Origin of the sequence: Ectopseudomonas composti (assembly GCF_900115475.1) — a bacterium.
Taxonomy (GTDB): Bacteria; Pseudomonadota; Gammaproteobacteria; order Pseudomonadales; family Pseudomonadaceae; genus Aquipseudomonas; species Aquipseudomonas composti.
Window position 1 is genome coordinate 1 of the sequence record NZ_FOWP01000016.1, and the last position, 19,004, is coordinate 19,004.

A 19,004-nucleotide genomic window follows, 5' to 3' on the forward strand; every position below is an offset into this window, starting at 1 on the left:
CTTCAACTTCGGCGGTGGTGAATACCGCTTCAACGGCAACAACACCATGGTCGGCGTCTGGCACGCGCGTCTGGAAGACGTCTACAAGCAGAGCTACGTGCAACTGACCCACAGCCAACCGGTTGGCGACTGGGTGCTGGGCGCCAACCTCGGCTACGTCAACGGCAAGGAAGAAGGCGCGGCCAAGGCCGGTGATCTGGACAACAAGGTGTATCAGGGCGCGTTGTCCGCCAAGCGCGGCAACAACACCTTCACCGTCACCTACCAGAAACTCAGCGGCGATACCAAGTTCATGCGTATCGACGGCGCCAGTGGCGGCACCCTGGTCAACGATGGTTTCACCAATGCCTTCGACGCTCCGGAAGAGCGCTCCTGGCAGGTGCGTCATGATTACAACTTCGCCGGCCTCGGCATTCCGGGCCTGACCCTGATGAACCGTTACGTCAGCGGCTCCAACATCCACACTGGCGGCCGTACCGATGCCGAAGAGTGGAGCCGTGAATCCGAGCTGGCCTACACCATCCAGGAAGGCACGCTGAAGAACCTCAACGTGCGCTGGCGTAACTCCAACCTGCGTCGTGATGTGGGTGCCGATCTGCACGAGAACCGTCTGATCATCAACTATCCGCTGTCGATTCTGTAAGACGAGCAGCAGGGCGAGCAGCTGCTCGCCCTGCGCTCATTCCCTCGCTCAACGCGCTACCTGCGTCTTCTCCACCGCCTGGATGATCACCTTGGCCACATCGCCCGGTCGCGACTGCTGCGGCACGTGGCTGGCAGCGACCTCAGTGGTCTGCGCGCCGATCTTCTTGGCGAAGTCACGCTGCATCTCCGGCACGATCATGCGGTCATCGCTGGCGACGAGGTACCAGGACGGCTTCTGTTTCCAGGCCGCGACACTGGTACGCTCATCGAACGCCGCCGCGCGGATCGGACCCTGCGTGGCGGTCATCACGGCCGTCTGCGCGGCTGGCAGGTCCTGAGCGAAGTCGGTGGCCATGCCTTGTGGGGTCAGGTAGAGGAAACCGTTCTTGTCGGCTGCGATCTGGCTCGAGCCTGGCGCGGTGCGATAGCCGCTATACAGCTCTCCACTGGACTGGCCGGCGTTCGGGGCGAAAGCCGCGACGTAGACCAGGCTGCGCACTTTCTCGTCGGCACCGGCCTGGCTGATCACCGTACCGCCCCAGGAGTGGCCGACCAGTACCACGTCTCCTTCCTGATTGTTCAGCACGCGCTGGGTGGCGGCCACGTCGTCAGCCAACGAAGTCAGCGGGTTCTGCACGACGGTGACCTTGATGCCTTTTTCCTGCAGCAGCGGTACGACCTTGGCCCAGTCTGAACCATCGGCGAAGGCGCCGTGGACGATCACCACCGACGGCTTGGCCTCGGCAGCCTGGCTGCTGGTGGCGAAGAAGGGGCTGGCAATGGCGAGTGCCAGGATCAGCGGCTTGGTATTGAACATGATGGAATCTCCTGTGCTTGGGGGAGTTCAGTGTCGATAATGCGCCGGTGTTCCGGTATCGGTCGTTTATCCGAGGCCGGCAAAATACTGGAGAGCTGCCCATGCAGGTGAATGACGCCGTCGCGCTTGAAGACGCCATGCTGGCCCTGGCCATGGTGGGTGACCTGAGCATGGGCCAACCCATCGACCAATCGCGCCGTACTGCGCGCCTAGCACAGTGGATGGTGCAGGCCGGTGGCGGTGATCAGGCGCAGCAAGACGCCGCTCGGCAGGTAGCGCTGTTGCGTTGGTCCGGCTGTACCGCCAACGCCGACGGTTTCATGCGCCTGTTCGGCGACGATGTGGGCGGTCGCCGCGACATGCTTGCGCACACCCTTGATGCCGCCGGCCAGCGAGCCATGCTGCGCACCACACCCTTGGCTGTGGTGCACTGCGAAGTGGCCGGTGAGGTGGCCCGTACGCTCGCTCTGAAGGCCGAGGTCGAGAGGGGGCTGCGGCATATCTTCGAATGCTTCGACGGCAGCGGCCGGCCGCAGGGCCTGCGCCATCCCGACATTCCGCAGGTGGTCTATCACGTGGTGCTGGCCGGCGACCTGGAAATCCTCTCGCGCGTGCACGGGCTGGAGGCGGCGCTGGAGTGGATCGGTGCGCAGGGCGATCGCCGCTATCCTGCGGGCCTTGCCGAGCTGCTTGTCCGCCATGCCGCAGATTGGCTGGAGGCACTGCGTACGCCTGAGAGCATGTTGTCTGGCGTTGGACCACAGGTTTCGCTGACCCTGGTGGGCGACGTGATCGACCTCAAGCTACCCTGGCTGGCCGGCTATTCGCGGCAGGCGTCGAACCTGGTGCGCGACGCCGGTCGGCTCCTGGGGCTTGCCGACGTCCGCATCGAGTTGCTGGCCAAGGCCGCGCTGGTGCACGGCATGGGCCGCGCAGCGGTACCCAATCGAATCTGGAGCACCCCTGGCCCGCTGCTCGAAGGCGATCTCGAATCCGTACGCCTGGTACCGTACTGGACGCACCGCGCCTGCGGCCAGATCTGCGGCCTGAGCGAAGCCGGGCAATTGGCCGCGCACGCCTACGAGCGGCTGGATGGCAGCGGTTATTTCCGCGCGTTAAGCGGCGACTCTCTGAACGCTGAACAGCGCCTGCTGAGCGCGGCCCTGGCCTGGCTGGCACTGCGTGGCGAACGCCCCTGGCGCGCCGCCTTTAATGACGAGCAGGCGGTCCGCGTATTGCTCGATGAAGCCGAGCAGGGCCGTCTCGACCCACGCGCTTGCCAGGCGGTGATCAGCGCCGCTCATGGCGAACAGGTGCCGCTCACCAGCAAGCCTGGCAATGGCCTGCTCAGCGAGCGCGAGACGCAGATCCTGCAGCGCATCAGCAGCGGGGCGAGCAACAAGGAAGTGGCGCGCGATCTGGGCATCAGCCCGAGCACAGTGCGCACCCACGTCGAAAGCGTGTTCCGCAAGCTGCACTGTTCGACGCGCGCGGCGGCGACCCTGAAGGCGCTGACGTTGGGAGTGATCTGAGGCGAGGTGGATCAATCGCCGCCGCCCCCATCGCCCCCGCCGCCTGAGTCGAAGCCCCCGTCACCGAAACCTGGGCTGGAGTCCTGCCCGCTCAGGCCGCTGTGCTTTCTCTTGCGCGGTAGAGGCCTGGGACGCGAGCGTTGCCAGGAATAGATGAAAAGCACCACGAAGGCGACGGTGATCAGCAGCAGAATGTCCATATATTCCCTCCAGTAGCCTGGCGCTCATCCTATGGGGTAATGAGGCTCGAAGTAAGCGTTGAGGGAATGGCAAAAACGCAGAAGCCCGCACGTTGGCGGGCTTCTTTAAGTGGCGCACTCGGCGGGATTCGAACCCACGACCCCTGCCTTCGGAGGGCAGTACTCTATCCAGCTGAGCTACGAGTGCGTTGCGGGGCGCAATCATACGCATCTCGGCGGTTAGCGTCTATTCTGCAAGAGTGTGCATTATTCAGAACGGACTTTACACTTTCGAGCTGCCAGAAGGGCTCTGGGAGAAGTTTTTACCATTATTTTATGGATTTTCCCCCGCCGCCTATTGCCCTTTACCCCTGCCGATCCTAGGATTCGTTTGAGATTTCAAACGGCGTGTTCAGTCATTCTGAACCCTCGCACGTTCAACGGCTCTGAATCCATTACCAGGCCCCGCACGGCTCATGTTCAGCCTGCGGGTTCTGTCCGTGACTCCAACGACTTACGCCGACGCCCGGGCGCCGGAACTGAAGGAGACTGCCATGCAACTGAAAGACCCCCAGCTGCTGCGCCAACAGGCTTATATCGATGGCCAGTGGTTGGACGCCGACAGCGGTCAGACCATTGCCGTGAACAACCCGGCCACTGGCGAGATCATCGGCCATGTCCCGAAGATGGGCCGTGCTGAAACCCGCCGTGCCATCGAAGCCGCCGAGAAGGCGCTGCCGGCCTGGCGTGCGCTGACCGCCAAGGAGCGTGCGAACAAGCTGCGTCGCTGGTTCGAGCTGCTGATGGAAAACCAGGATGACCTGGGCCGTCTGATGACCCTGGAGCAGGGCAAGCCGCTTGCTGAAGCCAAAGGCGAGATCGCCTACGCGGCCTCCTTCATCGAGTGGTTCGCCGAAGAAGCCAAGCGCGTCTACGGCGACGTGATCCCCGGTCACCAGCCGGACAAGCGCCTGATCGTGATCAAGCAGCCGATTGGCGTTACCGCGGCCATCACGCCGTGGAACTTCCCTGCCGCGATGATCACCCGCAAGGCTGGCCCCGCGCTGGCCGCCGGTTGCACCATGGTCATCAAGCCGGCTTCGCAGACGCCGTTCTCCGCCTTGGCGCTGGTCGAACTGGCCGAACGTGCCGGCATCCCGAAAGGTGTGCTCAGCGTGGTTACCGGTAGCGCTGGTGAAGTGGGGGGCGAGCTGACCAGCAACCCGATCGTGCGCAAGCTGTCCTTCACCGGCTCGACCGAGATCGGTCGTCAGTTGATGGCCGAATGCGCCCAGGACATCAAGAAGGTGTCGCTGGAGCTGGGCGGCAACGCGCCGTTCATTGTCTTCGATGACGCCGACCTGGATGCTGCCGTTGAAGGCGCGCTGATCTCCAAGTATCGCAACAATGGCCAGACCTGCGTGTGCGCCAACCGCATCTATGTGCAGGACGCTGTCTACGACGCCTTCGCCGAGAAACTGATTGCTGCCGTGGGCAAGCTGAAGATCGGTAACGGTCTGGAAGACGGCACCACCACCGGCCCGCTGATCGACAGCAAAGCCGTGGCCAAGGTCCAGGAGCATATCGAAGACGCCGTAGGCAAAGGCGCCAAGCTTGCCCTGGGCGGCAAGCCGCACGCACTCGGTGGCACCTTCTTCGAGCCGACCATTCTGCTCGACGTACCGAAAACCGCCGCCGTGGCCAAGGAAGAGACCTTCGGCCCGTTGGCGCCGCTGTTCCGCTTCAAGGACGAGGCTGAAGTGATCGCCATGGCCAACGACACCGAGTTCGGCCTGGCCTCCTACTTCTATGCCCGTGACCTGGGCCGCGTGTTCCGCGTGGCCGAGGCGCTGGAGTACGGCATGGTGGGTATCAACACCGGCCTGATCTCCAATGAAGTTGCGCCGTTCGGCGGCGTGAAAGCTTCCGGCCTGGGCCGCGAAGGCTCCAAGTACGGGATCGAGGACTATCTTGAGATCAAGTACATGTGCCTCGGTGGAATCTGATTCGGAAATCCGCTGATTTCCAAGACGGGGCAAGGTGCGAAAGAGCGTGCGGCGCCCCGGTTGTAAGTCGTAACCCTATTGAGTCCCTCGCGGGCTCGGTTCAGTCGATCATCGCATGCTGAGCCGACCACCCGCCGGGGGCGACCATGAGGACACCATGAGCAAGACCAACGAATCCCTGCTGCAACGCCGCCAGGCCGCCGTACCGCGCGGTGTCGGCCAGATCCACCCGATTGTCGCCGAGCGCGCCGAGAACGCCACCGTGTGGGACGTCGAAGGCCGCGAGTACATCGACTTCGCCGGTGGTATCGCCGTACTCAACACCGGTCACCTGCATCCGAAGGTGATCGCTGCCGTTCAGGAGCAGCTGACCAAGCTGACCCACACCTGCTTCCAGGTGCTGGCCTACGAGCCCTACATCGAGCTGTGCGAAGAAATCGCCAAGCGCGTGCCGGGCGACTTCGCCAAGAAGACCCTGCTGGTGACTTCCGGCTCCGAAGCTGTCGAGAACGCCGTGAAGATCGCCCGCGCCGCTACCGGCCGTGCCGGCGTGATCGCCTTCACCGGTGCCTACCACGGCCGCACCATGATGACTCTGTCGCTGACCGGCAAGGTCGTACCGTACTCCGCCGGTATGGGCCTGATGCCGGCTGGCGTGTACCGGGCTCAGGCGCCGTGCCCGCTGCATGGTGTGAGCGAGGATGAGTCCATCGCCAGCATCGAGCGCATCTTCAAGAACGACGCGCAGCCGCAGGACATCGCCGCGATCATCATCGAGCCGGTACAGGGCGAAGGCGGTTTCTACGTCAACTCGCCAGCCTTCATGCAGCGCCTGCGTGCCCTGTGCGACCAGCACGGCATCCTCCTGATCGCTGACGAAGTGCAGACCGGAGCTGGCCGTACCGGTACCTTCTTCGCCACCGAGCAACTGGGCGTGGTGCCGGATCTGACCACCTTCGCCAAGTCCGTTGGCGGCGGCTTCCCGATCTCCGGCGTATGCGGCAAGGCCGAGATCATGGACACCATCGCCCCCGGTGGCCTGGGCGGTACCTACGCTGGCAGCCCAATCGCCTGCGCCGCGGCCCTTGCCGTGCTCAAGGTGTTCGACGAAGAGAAGCTGCTGGAGCGTTCCAACGCCGTGGGCGAGAAGCTCAAGGCGGGCCTGAAGACCATCGCCGAGAAGCACAAGGTGATCGGTGACGTGCGCGGTCTGGGTTCGATGGTCGCCATCGAGCTGTTCGAAGGCGGTGACCACAGCAAGCCGGCCGCCGAGCTGGTCGGCAAGATCGTTGCCCGCGCTCGCGACAAGGGCCTGATCCTGCTGTCGTGCGGTACCTACTACAACGTCATCCGCTTCCTGATGCCCGTCACCATCCCTGACGCGCAACTGGAAAAAGGCATCGCCATCGTCGCCGAGTGCTTCGACGAGCTGGCCTGAGCTGGAACCTGAGCGCGTTTCTACGCGCTCATGAAAAGACCCGCCCTGGTGCGGGTCTTTTTTTGCCCTGAACCATCAGGGCAGTTGACTAGGTAAAGTGATCGTTTTACCTTTCGGCAATGAATATAGATACAAAACTCATCTCCGTAGCTGAGGGTTTGTTCGACAACCACGGCTTCAACTCAACAGGAATGGATCGCCTGGCGCAGGCTGCCGGGATCTCCAGTCGCACGCTGTACAAGCATGCCGGCAGCAAGAATGAATTGATCGCCGCCGTGCTGATGACCCGTGGGCAGCGTTTCCTGCAGCGCCTTGAGGTCGACAGTGTCGAGGCGTTGTTCGACGCGCTGGCCGGTTGGATGTGCGAAGAGGGCGCGCGCGGTTGCCTGTTTCTACGTGCCCAGGGCGAGCTCTGCAGTGCAGTGCCGGAGGTCACCGAGGCGGTGCTCGCCTACAAGGCTCGATTCGCTGAGACGGTTGCGCAGATTCTTACGCGTCAGCTCGGGACGAACGCCGATGCTGAGCTGGTCGAGCAGATTGTCATCCTCATTGAGGGGGCTACGGCTGCAGCCAGCTACCGTGGCATGGAAGCCGTCGCAAGCGCCCGCAAGGCCGCGAGCCTGCTGGTCGGGCGAGCGCGGCAATGAACCGTGGCTTCTCTCTCGGCGCCACGGGCTTCGGGCTGATCGCCATCTGCTACGGTTTCGCGCGCTTCGCGTTCGGCCTGTTCTTGCCGCAGATCGAGGCTGACCTGGCATTGCCGGATGCCGTTGGCGGTCTGATCGCCGGTGGCTCCTTTCTTGGCTATTGCCTGGCCATTGTCCTCGCCGCGCAATTGACCGAGCGCGTCGGCGCCCGTGCTGTTGCGGTGTGCGCTGCGCTGGTTGCCGCATTGGGAATGCTGGGTATCGCCCTGGCGCCGTCAGCGGTATGGCTGGCCGGCGCAGTGCTGGTAGCGGGGATGAGTACCGGCTTGGCGTCCCCGCCCATGGCCGCCGCAGTGGCTGCAGTGATAGAGCCGTGCCGACGGGACGCCACCAATACCTTGATCAATGCCGGTACCAGTGCCGGGGTCATCCTCTGCGGTCCTGTCGCGCTGTTGCTCGGCGCTGAGTGGCGCCTGGCCTATGCCGTATTCGCCTGCTCGGCACTCGCCTTGGCACTGTTTGCGTGCTTCTGCGTACCCGATACTGCGAGCTCGCGGGCGCCGGTCGCCAAGGTCGGGCCGCTGTTCAGCGTTACGCTGAAGCGGCTTGTCGTGGCTTCACTGCTGATGGGGGCGGCAAGCACGGCACTGTGGTCGTTTGGTAGCCAGATCGTCGCGCAGCGCCTTGGTTGGGAGAGCGCCGGGGCAGGTTTGCTCTGGGTGGTGATTGGCGCTACGGGTATCGTCGGCGCGGGTGCTGGCAGCTTGATCGCCAGGTTGGGTGTGGATTGGGCTAATCGCCTGTGTCTTGGCGCATTGGCAGCAGCTATCGTGCTGGTCGGCATGGGCAGCACGCCTGCATGGACACTGCTGGGCGGCGCGCTGTTCGGAGCGGCCTACATCAGCCTGAGTGGTATCTATCTGGTCTGGGGCGTGGCGGCATTTCCCGAACGTCCCGCCACCGGCCTCACTATCGCCTTTCTCAGCATCGCCATCGGTCAGACGCTGGGGGCGCCTATCTTCGGCTTGCTGATGAGCCAGCTGAGTATGGATCACGCCCTGTGCCTATTCGCGTTGCTGGCGCTGGCTGCGGGAACGATGCGTTCGAGCGTCGCTGAAGCTGCGCGCCCAAACCCTGTCAGCCGCGCAGAAAAAAGCCCGCGATAGGCGGGCCAAAGGGTGACAAGCAACAACAGGATTCGGTGTAGCGGGAACCTGCCTGGCGCTTCCTAGTCCAGTACTTACTTGGGTTCGAAGATCACGTAGACCTTGCGGCAGGCTTCGAGCACTTCCCAGGTGCCGGAAAAACCGGCAGGAATCACGAAGCGGTCGCCCGCGCGTACGGTCTTGGCATTGCCGTCGGCGTCGCGCAGCACCGACACGCCCTGAAGAATCTCGCAGTATTCATGCTCGGTGTAGCTCACGGTCCACTGACCGACGGCACCTTCCCAGATGCCGGTGCTGAACTGGCCGCACAGGCTGCTGTAGTGATTGCGCACGCTTTGCTCGGGGTCGCCCTTGAGCACTTTTTCCGGTGCTGGGCGATAGTGCTCGGCGGCCGTGCCGGCCTGGGCGAAGTCGACGATCTGCTCGATGTTCATCTGGCTGTTCCGTGGTTTCGGTGGCGGCAACCGCGTGACCAGCAGGGCCGCCACGGGAAAGTCGTGGCAGCAGTCTATGTTTAAAAAAACGAACATGACAAGGGCTTTTGCCAGCCGGTGTCAAAAATATTGAAAAGCTACAGCCCACTGGTTTAGTGTGGCGAACAGAATTTGGCCAGCGATCTGGCCTTGCAGAATTATTGACAGTGCGTGCCCTCGTGGGCGCCGCTTCCACCTATTGAGAGGATGCCGGAATGACTAGCCTGACTCGTGCCGACTGGGAACAGCGTGCCAAGACCCTGACCATCGAAACTCGTGCGTTCGTGCATGGTGAGTACCGTGCTGCCGAGTCCGGTGCCACCTTCGAATGCATCAGCCCGGTCGACGGCCGCTTGCTCGGCCTGGTCGCCAGTTGTGATCAAGCCGACGCCGACGTGGCGGTCAAGGATGCCCGCGCCACGTTCGACTCCGGCGTCTGGTCGCGCCTGGCGCCGGCCAAGCGCAAGAAGGTGATGATCCGTTTCGCTGAACTGATTGAAGAGCATGGCGAGGAGCTGGCCCTGCTGGAAACCCTCGACATGGGCAAACCGATCAGCGACTCGCTGAGCATCGACGTGAGCAGCGCCGCCAATGCCATCCGCTGGAGCGGCGAGGCCATCGACAAGATCTACGACGAAGTCGCCGCCACTGCCCACGATGAGCTGGGCCTGGTCACCCGCGAGCCGGTCGGCGTGGTCGCTGCCATCGTGCCGTGGAACTTCCCGCTGCTGATGACCTGCTGGAAGCTCGGCCCGGCGCTGTCCACCGGTAACTCGGTCATCCTCAAGCCATCCGAGAAGTCGCCGCTGACCGGCATCCGCATCGCCCAGCTGGCCATCGAGGCCGGTATTCCGGCCGGTGTGTTCAACGTGCTGCCGGGCTTCGGCCACACCGTCGGCAAGGCCCTGGCCCTGCACATGGATGTCGACACTCTGGTGTTCACCGGTTCGACCAAGATCGCCAAGCAACTGATGATCTACGCCGGCGAGTCGAACATGAAGCGCGTCTGGCTGGAGGCCGGTGGCAAGAGCCCGAACATCGTCTTCGCCGACGCGCCGGACCTGCAGGCTGCTGCCGAGTCTGCCGCCAGTGCCATCGCCTTCAACCAGGGCGAAGTCTGTACCGCCGGCTCGCGCCTGCTGGTGGAAAACTCGATCAAGGACAAGTTCGTACCCATGGTGGTTGAGGCGATCAAGGCCTGGAAACCGGGCAACCCGCTGGACCCGGCGACCAATGTCGGCGCGTTGGTCGACACCACGCAGATGAACAACGTGCTGGGCTACATCCAGGCCGGTCATGACGACGGCGCCAAGCTGGTGGCCGGCGGCAAGCGGGTGATGGAAGAGACCGGCGGTACCTACGTCGAACCGACCATCTTCGACGGTGTGAACAACGCCATGCGCATCGCCAAGGAAGAGATCTTCGGTCCGGTGCTGTCGGTGATCGGTTTCGACGATCAGGACGAAGCCATCGCCATCGCCAACGACACCGTCTATGGCCTGGCCGCCGCGGTATGGACCAGCAACCTGTCGCGCGCCCACCTGGTGGGCAAGGCGCTGCGCGCCGGCAGCGTGTGGATCAACCAGTACGACGGCGGCGACATGACTGCGCCGTTCGGTGGCTTCAAGCAGTCCGGTAACGGTCGCGACAAGTCGCTGCACGCGTTCGACAAGTACACCGAGCTGAAGTCCACCTGGATCAAACTGTAAGGGTAGCGGGGCGATCTCCTGATCGTCGGCCATACGGCGTTGCGTCCTCGCTTTTAATGCTCACGTACTGCAGTACGCTGCGCTTGAAAGCTCCGGGGCGCCTTGTCTGGCCTTAGCCCAGGAGATCTTTATCGAAGTTAGTTCCGGGCGAAGATCTGTTTTAAAACACTCCACTTGCGGCCGGGTTCCCGAGGAACCCGGCCGTTGTCTTTGCAGCCACACGTTAACGAAGGAACTCGGCAATGCGTTGGGGCACCTATTTCGCCGTCTGTTCGGCGGTCATCAGCATCGGTCTGGCGCTGGGCGTGACCATGCCGCTGGTTTCGTTGCGCCTGGAAAGCTGGGGCTACGATTCCTTCGCCATCGGCGTGATGGCGGCGACTCCGGCCGTCGGCGTGCTGCTCGGTGCTTTGCTGGCCGGGCGTCTGGCGGCGCGCTTCGGCACCACCAGGCTGATGCAATTGTGTCTGCTGCTGGGCGCGTTGTCGGTGGCAGGGCTGGCGCTGGTGCAGAACTACGCGGTGTGGGTCGGCCTGCGCCTGTTCATCGGCGTGGCGCTGACGGTGGTGTTCATCCTCGGCGAAAGCTGGATCAATCAGCTCGCTGTGGAGAAGTGGCGCGGTCGTCTGGTGGCCTTGTACGGCACTGGTTATGCCCTCAGCCAACTCAGCGGACCATTGTTGCTGACGGCGCTTGGTACGGCCACCGATGCGGGGTTCTGGACCGGCGTATGCCTGCTGATCGGTGGTTCGCTGATTCTGCTCGGGCGCACCGGCGCGCCCAGGGTGGATGCGCACAGCGCTTCGGGACGCGGGCTGCTGGTGTTCTGTCGCAAGCTGCCGGCGATTGCCTGGGCAGTGATGCTGTTCGCGGCCTTCGAGGCGATGATGCTGACCCTGCTGCCGATCTACAGCCTGCGTCAGGGCTTCACGCAAGAGGTGGCGCTGTTCATGGTCAGTGTGGTGGTGGTCGGTGATGCGGTGCTGCAACTGCCCATCGGCTGGCTGGCCGATCGCATGTCACGGCAGTTGTTGTTCCGTGGCTGCGGCATCGTGCTGCTGCTGTCCAGTCTGGCGATCCCACCGCTGCTGCATACGCCGATGATGTGGCCGGTGCTGGTGTCGTTCGGTGCCAGCGCCGGTGGCCTGTTCACCCTGTCGTTGATCATGATCGGCGAGCGTTACCGCGACGACGAGCTGGTGCGCGCCAATGCCCATGTCGCCCAGCTGTGGGGCTTGGGCTGTCTGATTGGGCCGCTGACCACCGGCGCTGTGAGCCAGTGGCTGAGCGGCCATGCGCTGCCGCTGCTGATGGCCACCGGTGCCTTCGTGTTCATCATCCTCGCCAGCCGGCAGGGTGCTTTCAGCGAGATGGAAACGGCGCGTTCCTGATCCGCCTCAGCGCCACTGCCCGAGGTCCTGCGTGTGCTGCAGGTCGGCCTCTTCGATCAGCTCGGCAATGGTTGCACCAATCTGCCTCACCGCCGACTCGATCACCTCGCTCGGTGGTTCGGCGTAGTTGAGGCGGATGCAGTTGCGGTACTTGCCGGCTGCCGAGAAGATGCTGCCCGGCGCGATCTGAATCTTGTGCGGCAGCAGGGCGCGATTGAGCTTCAGGCTATCGAAACCCTGCGGCATCTCCACCCAGAGCATGAAGCTACCCTGCGGGCGGCTGACTCGCGTGCCGGCCGGGAAATAACGGCTGACCCAATCCACCATCAGGTCACGGCTACGCAGGTATTGCGCGCGCATCCGCCGTAGGTGCGGTTCGTAGTGCCCGTCCTTGAGGTACTCGGCGATGGCCAGCTGCGGCAGCTGCGCGGTGCTGCCGGTGCCCAGATACTTCATGTGCACCACCTGCTCCAAATAGCGCCCGGGAGCGATCCAGCCGACGCGCAGGCCCGGTGCCAGAGTCTTGGAGAAGGAGCTGCAGAACAGCACGCGACCATCCTCGTCGAAGGACTTGATGCTGCGCGGGCGTGGGTAGCTGTAGGCGAGGTCGGCGTAGACGTCGTCCTCGATGATGGCCACGTCGAAGCGCTGCGCCAGAGCTACCAGGGCGCGCTTGTTAACATCGGGCATGATGTAGCCGAGCGGATTGTTGCAGTTCGGCGTGAGCTGGATGGCCTTGATCGGCCATTGCTCCAGGGCCATTTCCAGGGCGTCGAGGTTGATTCCGGTGAGCGGGTCGGTGGGCAGCTCCAGCGCCTTCATGCCGAAGCCCTTGAGTGCCTGCATCACGCCGTGAAAACTTGGTGAGTCGACCGCGACAATGTCGCCGGGCTGGCAGATGGCACGCACCGCTGCCGACAGTGCCTCGTGGCAACCGGTGGTGACCACCAGATCTTCGGCCTCCAACTGGCAGCCGGAGTCGAGCATCAGCCGGGCGATCTGTTCGCGCAGGCGAATGTCACCGCGAATGCCACCGTAGGTCAGCACGTCCGGGTCCTGCCGACGCGCCTGGCGCGACAGGTTGCGCAACAGCGGCTTGAGGGTCGGGCCGCTGATATCCGGGCGACCACGACCGAGCTGCAGCATGTCGTGCTGCGGTGAACTGCTGATCAGTTCCAGCACGTGATCCCACTGCGAAACCTCCACCGGTCGCTGCGCGGCGCGGCTGATCTGCGGCAGCGCGGGCATCTGCCGCCCCAGTGGGACGAAGTAGCCGGACTTCGGCCGTGGCGAGGCCAGGCCCATATCCTCCAGGTGGCGGTAGGCCTGCTGCACCGTGCTGAGGCTGACGCCATGCTCCTGGCTCAGACTACGTACCGAAGGCAGGCGGTCGCCGGGGCGGTACAGCCCTTGCTCGATACGGGTGCCGAGCAGCTCGGCCAGGTTCAGATAGAGCGTCATGACAGTCATCCGGTTGGTGCAGGGTGTATTGACTGATACCAGTACAGATCAGTGCGAAAATTCCCATTCAGGGAAAAATCTACGAAATCTGTATGGAGTTAATAAGAGTTTTTTGAATCTGTCATGGCTTTTCTATTGTCGGCATCCTGATCTCCCATGACAGATACCGACGGGAGAGCAATCATGACCGGGTTCAGCAAGACAGATTTTGCCGCACTGGGCGATGCCGTGCGGATTACCACCGGCAAGGACGAGGTTCGCTACTTCGGCCGCGACTGGCCGGCCTTCTGGCGGCGCCTGAACACCCGTCGCGTGTTGCTCAAGCTCAATGACCAGCAACTGCGCGACATTGGCCTCAGCCGCGTTCAGGCCGAGCGTGAGGCGGGCCTGCCGTTCTGGAAGCTATGAATGAGCGCCGAGCGTCGATGGGCAGCGATTGAGATTTGGAGACCCTGATGGTTCCGCTGAACGACTTGCTGCTCTTCGCTGGGGCGGCGTTGCTGATGGTGCTGACGCCGGGGCCCAACATGATCTACCTGATCTCGCGCTCCATTTGTCAGGGACGCAAGGCCGGCGTGATCTCGTTATTGGGCGTCATCCTGGGTTTTCTCGTGCACATGTTGGCCGCGGCGCTGGGTATCACGGCACTGTTTCTGGCGGTTCCCGTCGCCTATGACCTGCTCAAATGGGCGGGGGCGGCCTACCTGCTTTATCTCGCCTGGCAGGCCGTCCGGCCCAGTGCACGATCACCTTTCGAAGCCCGGCAACTGGCTGCAGATCCACCCTCGCGGCTGCTGCTGATGGGATTTCTGACCAATGTGCTGAACCCGAAGATTGCCGTGTTCTACCTGTCGATCTTCCCGCAGTTCGTATCGCCCGAGCATGGTTCGGTATTCCAGCAGAGCATCCTGCTCGGGCTGACTCAGATCAGTGTCAGTTTCACGGTCAACCTGGCTATCGCCCTGTTCGCCGGCAGTCTGTCGGCATGGTTGGTGAGCCGGCCACGCTGGCTGGCCGCGCAACGTTATGTGATGGGCGGCGTGCTGGCCGGATTGGCGCTGCGCCTGGTATCCGAGCAGCGCAAGGTCACCTCCTAGCGCCCGACACGCATACAGGTTGGTGCTCCGCGGTAGGGTGCGCACGGCGCACCCTACGAGACGCCGTCCAGCCGACAATGAACCGTGGCGTAACGCTAGAGCACTTCCTTCAACCGATGCCAGGCCATGCCCAGCGCCAGCAGGGGGGAGCGCAGGTGCTTGCCGCCGGGGAAGGTCATGTGCGGCACCTGGGCGAACAGATCGAAACCGCGGCTTTCCTGGCCAGCGATGGCCTCGGCGAGCAGCTTGCCGGCCAGATGCGTGGCGTTGACGCCGTGGCCGGCATAAGCCTGGGCATGGAAGACGTTGGGCTGATTCTTGAGTCGGCCGATCTGTGGCAGGCGGTTGGCGCCGATGCCGATCATGCCGCCCCACTGGTAGTCGATGCGCACGTCGGCCAGTTGTGGGAACACCTTGAGCATCTTCGGTTTCATGTAACCGGCGATATCGGCCGGATCACGCCCTGAATAGTGGCAGGCGCCGCCGAACAGCAGGCGGCGGTCGGCGGAGAGGCGGTAGTAGTCCACCGTCACGCGCTGGTCGCACAGCGCCATGTTCTGCGGGATCAGTTGCCGCGCTTGTTCTTCGGAGAGTTGCTCGGTGGCGATGATGTAACTGCCGGCCGGTAGCACCTTGCCGCTCAGGCTCGGGTTGAGGCCGTTGATATAGGCATTGCAGGCCAGCACCAGGTACTTGGCGCGGACCTGGCCGTTGGCGGTGTGCACGCGCACCTCGTTGCCGTAGTCGATGCGTGTCACCGGCGACTCTTCGAACAGCTGCACGCCCAGCGACTGGGCGGCGGCGGCTTCACCGAGGACCAGGTTGAGTGGATGCAGATGCCCCGAGCCCATGTCGATCATCGCGCCGCAGTAATTGTCCGAGCCGACCACTTCATTGATGCGCTCCGGCGGCACCAGGCGCATCTCGTGGCGATAGCCGAGGCTCTGCAGTTCGGCCTTGTCTTCGGCGAAGCCTTCATAGTGAGCGGGCTTGTTGGCCAGGTCGCAGTAGCCCCAGGTCAGGTCGCAGTCGATCTGGAACTGCTCGACGCGGCTGCGCACGATCTCTACCGCCTCCAGCCCCATCAGCTTGAACTGACGCACGCCGTCTTTACCGACCACCGACTCGAACTGTTCGACATCATGGCCGACACCGCGAATCAGTTGCCCGCCGTTGCGGCCACTGGCGCCCCAGCCGATCTTGCGTGCTTCCAGCAGCGCCACCGACAGGCCTTTCTGCGCCAGCTCGATGGCGGTATTCAGACCGCTGAACCCGCCACCGACGATGCACACGTCCACCTGCAGCTCACCACCCAGGGGCGGGTAAGCCTGCTGGCGATTGACGCTGGCGGCGTAATAGGAAGCGGCATGCTGCGGGCTGTGGACGGGCTGGTGAACGCGGGCGTTCATGTGCGAAATCCTGATTTTGTTGTGTGGAAAATTCAACGCAGCATAAGCGCGGGATCCGTCCGACGCCAAGAGGGCAGCGGAAAAAAGCGCGGCTCTCTCCTAGAGTGAGCCGTGCGCGCCGAGTCGAGCAGGTACACTGTTGCGATCACTCCAGGATGCCCGAGCATGAGCTGCACCGACCGCAAGATCGATCATCTGCGTCGCCAGATTCCGCGCTTCGACTGCGTGCCTGGCTGCCATGACTGCTGCGGGCCGGTCACCGCTTCATCCGAGGAGCTGGCGCGCCTGCCGGTTAAGAGCGATGCCGAACATGACGCGGCGCTGGCCGAATATAACTGCGTGCACCTGGGGCCAAACGGCTGCGAGGTATATGACCAGCGCCCGTTGATTTGCCGTCTGTTCGGCACCACGCCGCGCCTGCCTTGCCCGCATGGTCGTGGGCCGGAGCAGCCGATCGAGCCGGCAGTGGAGCGTCAGGTGCACCGGCTGATCGCCACTACTCGCCAGCGACTCGTTTAGGCTTGTGGCTCCCACACTTTGCGTGGGAGCCCCTGCAGTGGCGCTCCGCGCCACGACTTGCCGCAGGCGGACGCAGAGCGTCCGGGCTGCATTCCCACGCGGAGCGTGGGAGCGTCCAAGGTTCACTCCGGCACCGGCAGCGCCAGGCTCTCCTTCACCTCTTCCATGACGATATAGCTCTTCGACTCACGCACGTGCGGCAGCTTGAGCAGGATGTCGCCGAGCAGCTTGCGGTAGCTGGCCATCTCGTTAATGCGTGCTTTCACCAGGTAGTCGAAGTCACCGGATACCAGGTGGCATTCGAGCACATGCGGCAGCTTGAGCACGGCACGGCGAAATTCTTCGAAGGTGTCGCCGGACTTGTAGTCCAGGCTGATCTCGACGAACACCAGCAGGCTGGCCTTGAGGTGCTGTGGGTTGAGGCGGGCGTGGTAGCCCATGACGATGCCTTCGCGCTCCAGGCGACGTACGCGTTCGGTGCACGGTGTGGTCGACAGCCCCACGCGCTCGCCCAGTTCGGTGAAGCTGATGCGCCCGTCCTCCTGCAGGATACGGAGGATGTTGCGGTCGATCTTGTCTAGTTCACGACGGCTTTGATGCTGGGTTCTCATGGGGAATCCGCCTCTGTAAAACGGCTTTTTGCCAAGAATTCTCGCCAAATATAGCCGTGTATATGGTGAAAAGCACTGCGCGGCTCTTCCTATACTGCGCCCATCGACAACAATGGTCTGTAACGCACGCGCCTTGGGCGCGGCGGGGAGAAAAACATGCGTGTTCTGGTTCTCGGCAGCGGTGTGATTGGTACCGCCAGTGCTTACTACCTTGCCCGTCAGGGCTTCGAGGTGGTGGTGGTCGACCGTCAGAACGGCCCGGCGCTGGAAACCAGCTTTGCCAACGCCGGCCAGGTCTCCCCGGGCTACGCGTCGCCCTGGGCCGCGCCGGGCGTACCGCTGAAAGCCATCAAGTGGCTGTTGCAGAAGCACGCCCCGCTGGCGATCAAGGCCACTGGCGATGTCGACCAATACCTGTGGATGGCGCAGATGCTGCGCAACTGCACCGCCAGCCGCTATGCGATCAACAAGGAGCGCATGGTGCGCCTGTCCGAGTACAGCCGCGACTGCCTCGACGAGCTGCGCGCCGAGACCGGCATCGCCTATGAAGGCCGCCAACTCGGCACCACCCAGCTGTTCCGCACCCAGGCCCAGGTCGATGCTGCCGCCAAGGACATCGCCGTGCTGGAAGCGTCCGGCGTCCCCTTCGAGCTGCTCGACCGCGATGGCATCGCCCGCGTCGAGCCGGCCCTGGCTGGCGTCAAGCACAAGCTGGCCGGCGCCCTGCGCCTGCCCAACGATCAGACCGGCGACTGCCAGATGTTCACCACCAAGCTGGCGGACATGGCCAAGGCGCTGGGTGTCGAGTTCCGCTTCGGCCAGAACATCCAACGCCTGGACGCCGTCGGTGATCACATCAATGGCGTGTGGATCGACGGCAAGCTGGAAACCGCCGACCGCTACGTACTTGCCCTCGGCAGCTACAGTCCGCAACTGCTCAAGCCGCTGGGCATTCGTGCTCCGGTTTACCCGCTCAAGGGCTACTCGCTGACCGTGCCGATCACCAATCCGGAAATGGCGCCGAACTCGACCATTCTCGACGAGACTTACAAGGTCGCCATCACCCGTTTCGATGGCCGCATCCGCGTCGGTGGCATGGCTGAGATCGCCGGTTTCGACCTGTCGCTCAACCCGCGTCGTCGCGAAACCCTGGAAATGATCACCTCCGACCTCTATCCGGAAGGCGGCGATCTGCAGCGCGCCGACTTCTGGACCGGCCTGCGGCCGGCCACGCCCGATGGCACACCTATCGTGGGCGGCACCGCGTTCCGCAACCTGTTCCTCAACACCGGTCACGGCACCCTGGGCTGGACCATGGCATGTGGCTCCGGTCGTCTGCTTGCCGACGTGATGGCCAACAAGCGTCCGCAGATCAGTGCCGACGGCCTGGATATCTCGCGTTACTCGCGCAAGGCGCGTGAAGTCCAGAGCGCCCCGCAGCCGCTGCGCACCTGATAGCCTTCGCGCTTTCGCAATTCAAGGAGCTTTACCCCTATGTCGATCCAGCGCCTGCATGTGGCCAAACGCTACAGCGAAGTGGTGATCCACAACGGCACGATCTACCTCGCCGGCCAGTTGGCCGATGACTTCGACGGTGACATCCGCGAGCAGACCCGCCAGACCCTGACCAACATCGACAAGATGCTGGCCGAGGGTGGCAGCGACAAGAGCAAGATCCTCTCGCTGACCATCTTCATCAAGGACATGGCCGACTACGACGGCCTCAACGCCGAGTACGACGCCTGGGTTGCCGACGGCCATGCGCCGGCCCGTGCCTGTGTCGAGGCGAAGATGTACAAGCCCGAAGTGTTGGTGGAAATGTGTGTGGTGGCTGCCGTCTGAGGTGGCCATAGCCTCTATTTGTGTTGGCTTTTCACCCGGCTCCCCCGCCGGGTTTTTTTTGA

20 protein-coding genes and 1 tRNA gene are annotated in these 19,004 nt (G+C 63.4%); 14 read left to right on the top strand and 7 right to left on the bottom strand.

Annotation, left to right across the window (positions count from 1 at the left end):
* On the top strand, positions 1-643 hold a 643-nt coding region (locus BM059_RS22070; RefSeq protein WP_139220781.1), incomplete at its 5' end, for an OprD family outer membrane porin.
* 48 nt (positions 644-691) lie between these two features.
* Here BM059_RS22070 and BM059_RS22075 read toward each other — a convergent pair.
* A complete protein-coding gene (locus BM059_RS22075; RefSeq protein ID WP_074941367.1) occupies positions 692-1,462 on the bottom strand; it encodes an alpha/beta fold hydrolase in 771 nt (256 codons plus the stop codon).
* 101 nt (positions 1,463-1,563) lie between these two features.
* Between BM059_RS22075 and BM059_RS22080 the strand changes: the two genes are divergently transcribed.
* The gene (locus tag BM059_RS22080; RefSeq protein WP_208606122.1) at positions 1,564-2,994 is read left to right on the top strand and encodes an HD domain-containing phosphohydrolase; all 1,431 of its coding nucleotides are present in this window, start codon (positions 1,564-1,566) and stop codon (positions 2,992-2,994) included.
* An 11-nt stretch (positions 2,995-3,005) separates the two neighbouring features.
* Here BM059_RS22080 and BM059_RS22085 read toward each other — a convergent pair whose 3' ends face one another.
* Both BM059_RS22085 and BM059_RS22090 read right to left on the bottom strand, forming a co-directional pair.
* A complete protein-coding gene (locus tag BM059_RS22085) occupies positions 3,006-3,194 on the bottom strand; it encodes a hypothetical protein (RefSeq protein WP_074941368.1) in 189 nt (62 codons plus the stop codon).
* Positions 3,195-3,304: 110 nt separating this feature from the next.
* Positions 3,305-3,381: transfer RNA gene (locus tag BM059_RS22090), tRNA-Arg, on the bottom strand.
* Positions 3,382-3,727: 346 nt separating this feature from the next.
* On the opposite strand from BM059_RS22090, the gene gabD reads away from it, so the two are divergent.
* From gabD to BM059_RS22110, 4 genes are all read left to right on the top strand, one after another.
* A complete protein-coding gene (gabD, locus tag BM059_RS22095; protein WP_036999883.1) occupies positions 3,728-5,179 on the top strand; it encodes an NADP-dependent succinate-semialdehyde dehydrogenase in 1,452 nt (483 codons plus the stop codon).
* Between the two features lie 157 nt (positions 5,180-5,336).
* Positions 5,337-6,617: a 4-aminobutyrate--2-oxoglutarate transaminase gene (gabT, locus tag BM059_RS22100; RefSeq protein WP_074941369.1), complete on the top strand. Its 1,281-nt coding sequence runs from the start codon at positions 5,337-5,339 to the stop codon at positions 6,615-6,617.
* Between the two features lie 119 nt (positions 6,618-6,736).
* On the top strand, positions 6,737-7,264 hold the full coding sequence (locus BM059_RS22105; protein ID WP_074941370.1) for a TetR/AcrR family transcriptional regulator: 528 nt from the start codon (positions 6,737-6,739) through the stop codon (positions 7,262-7,264).
* Entirely contained in the window at positions 7,261-8,430 is a 1,170-nt protein-coding gene (locus BM059_RS22110; protein ID WP_074941371.1) for an MFS transporter, read from the top strand. Before BM059_RS22105 ends, BM059_RS22110 begins: the two co-directional genes overlap by 4 nt.
* Before the next feature lie 74 nt (positions 8,431-8,504).
* On the opposite strand, the gene BM059_RS22115 is transcribed toward BM059_RS22110, so the two are convergent.
* A complete protein-coding gene (locus BM059_RS22115) occupies positions 8,505-8,864 on the bottom strand; it encodes a cupin domain-containing protein (protein WP_074941372.1) in 360 nt (119 codons plus the stop codon).
* Between BM059_RS22115 and BM059_RS25445 the strand changes: the two genes are divergently transcribed.
* The 3 genes from BM059_RS25445 (at position 8,857) to BM059_RS22125 (ending at position 12,003) form a co-directional block, all read left to right on the top strand.
* The gene (locus BM059_RS25445) at positions 8,857-8,997 is read left to right on the top strand and encodes a hypothetical protein (RefSeq protein ID WP_167364597.1); all 141 of its coding nucleotides are present in this window, start codon (positions 8,857-8,859) and stop codon (positions 8,995-8,997) included. The two genes, BM059_RS22115 and BM059_RS25445, sit on opposite strands and share 8 nt — an antisense overlap.
* 121 nt (positions 8,998-9,118) lie before the next feature.
* A complete protein-coding gene (locus BM059_RS22120; protein WP_074941373.1) occupies positions 9,119-10,612 on the top strand; it encodes an aldehyde dehydrogenase in 1,494 nt (497 codons plus the stop codon).
* A 242-nt stretch (positions 10,613-10,854) separates the two neighbouring features.
* On the top strand, positions 10,855-12,003 hold the full coding sequence (locus BM059_RS22125; RefSeq protein ID WP_036999877.1) for an MFS transporter: 1,149 nt from the start codon (positions 10,855-10,857) through the stop codon (positions 12,001-12,003).
* Between the two features lie 6 nt (positions 12,004-12,009).
* Here BM059_RS22125 and BM059_RS22130 read toward each other — a convergent pair whose 3' ends face one another.
* On the bottom strand, positions 12,010-13,464 hold the full coding sequence (locus tag BM059_RS22130; protein WP_074941374.1) for an aminotransferase-like domain-containing protein: 1,455 nt from the start codon (positions 13,462-13,464) through the stop codon (positions 12,010-12,012).
* A gap of 183 nt (positions 13,465-13,647) precedes the next feature.
* Here BM059_RS22130 and BM059_RS22135 point away from each other — a divergent pair, with 183 nt between their 5' ends.
* Together BM059_RS22135 and BM059_RS22140 are read left to right on the top strand one after the other, a co-directional pair.
* The gene (locus BM059_RS22135) at positions 13,648-13,872 is read left to right on the top strand and encodes a DUF1127 domain-containing protein (protein WP_074941375.1); all 225 of its coding nucleotides are present in this window, start codon (positions 13,648-13,650) and stop codon (positions 13,870-13,872) included.
* 47 nt (positions 13,873-13,919) lie between these two features.
* Positions 13,920-14,561 (top strand): LysE family translocator, encoded by a 642-nt coding sequence (locus BM059_RS22140; RefSeq protein ID WP_074941376.1) that lies wholly within the window; start codon positions 13,920-13,922, stop codon positions 14,559-14,561.
* 95 nt (positions 14,562-14,656) lie between these two features.
* On the opposite strand, the gene BM059_RS22145 is transcribed toward BM059_RS22140, so the two are convergent.
* Complete coding sequence (locus tag BM059_RS22145; RefSeq protein ID WP_074941377.1) at positions 14,657-15,970, bottom strand: NAD(P)/FAD-dependent oxidoreductase; 1,314 nt, start codon at positions 15,968-15,970, stop codon at positions 14,657-14,659.
* Positions 15,971-16,135: 165 nt separating this feature from the next.
* On the opposite strand from BM059_RS22145, the gene BM059_RS22150 reads away from it, so the two are divergent.
* Positions 16,136-16,489, top strand: coding sequence for a YkgJ family cysteine cluster protein (locus BM059_RS22150; protein ID WP_013713450.1), 354 nt, complete (start codon positions 16,136-16,138; stop codon positions 16,487-16,489).
* A gap of 122 nt (positions 16,490-16,611) precedes the next feature.
* Here BM059_RS22150 and dadR read toward each other — a convergent pair whose 3' ends face one another.
* Positions 16,612-17,100: a transcriptional regulator DadR gene (gene dadR, locus BM059_RS22155; protein ID WP_036999871.1), complete on the bottom strand. Its 489-nt coding sequence runs from the start codon at positions 17,098-17,100 to the stop codon at positions 16,612-16,614.
* 156 nt (positions 17,101-17,256) lie between these two features.
* Between dadR and dadA the strand changes: the two genes are divergently transcribed.
* Positions 17,257-18,555, top strand: a complete 1,299-nt coding sequence (gene dadA / locus BM059_RS22160; RefSeq protein WP_074941378.1) for a D-amino acid dehydrogenase — start codon at positions 17,257-17,259, stop codon at positions 18,553-18,555.
* A 39-nt stretch (positions 18,556-18,594) separates the two neighbouring features.
* Positions 18,595-18,942 (top strand): RidA family protein, encoded by a 348-nt coding sequence (locus BM059_RS22165; RefSeq protein ID WP_036999868.1) that lies wholly within the window; start codon positions 18,595-18,597, stop codon positions 18,940-18,942.
* Positions 18,943-19,004 lie beyond the last annotated feature (62 nt).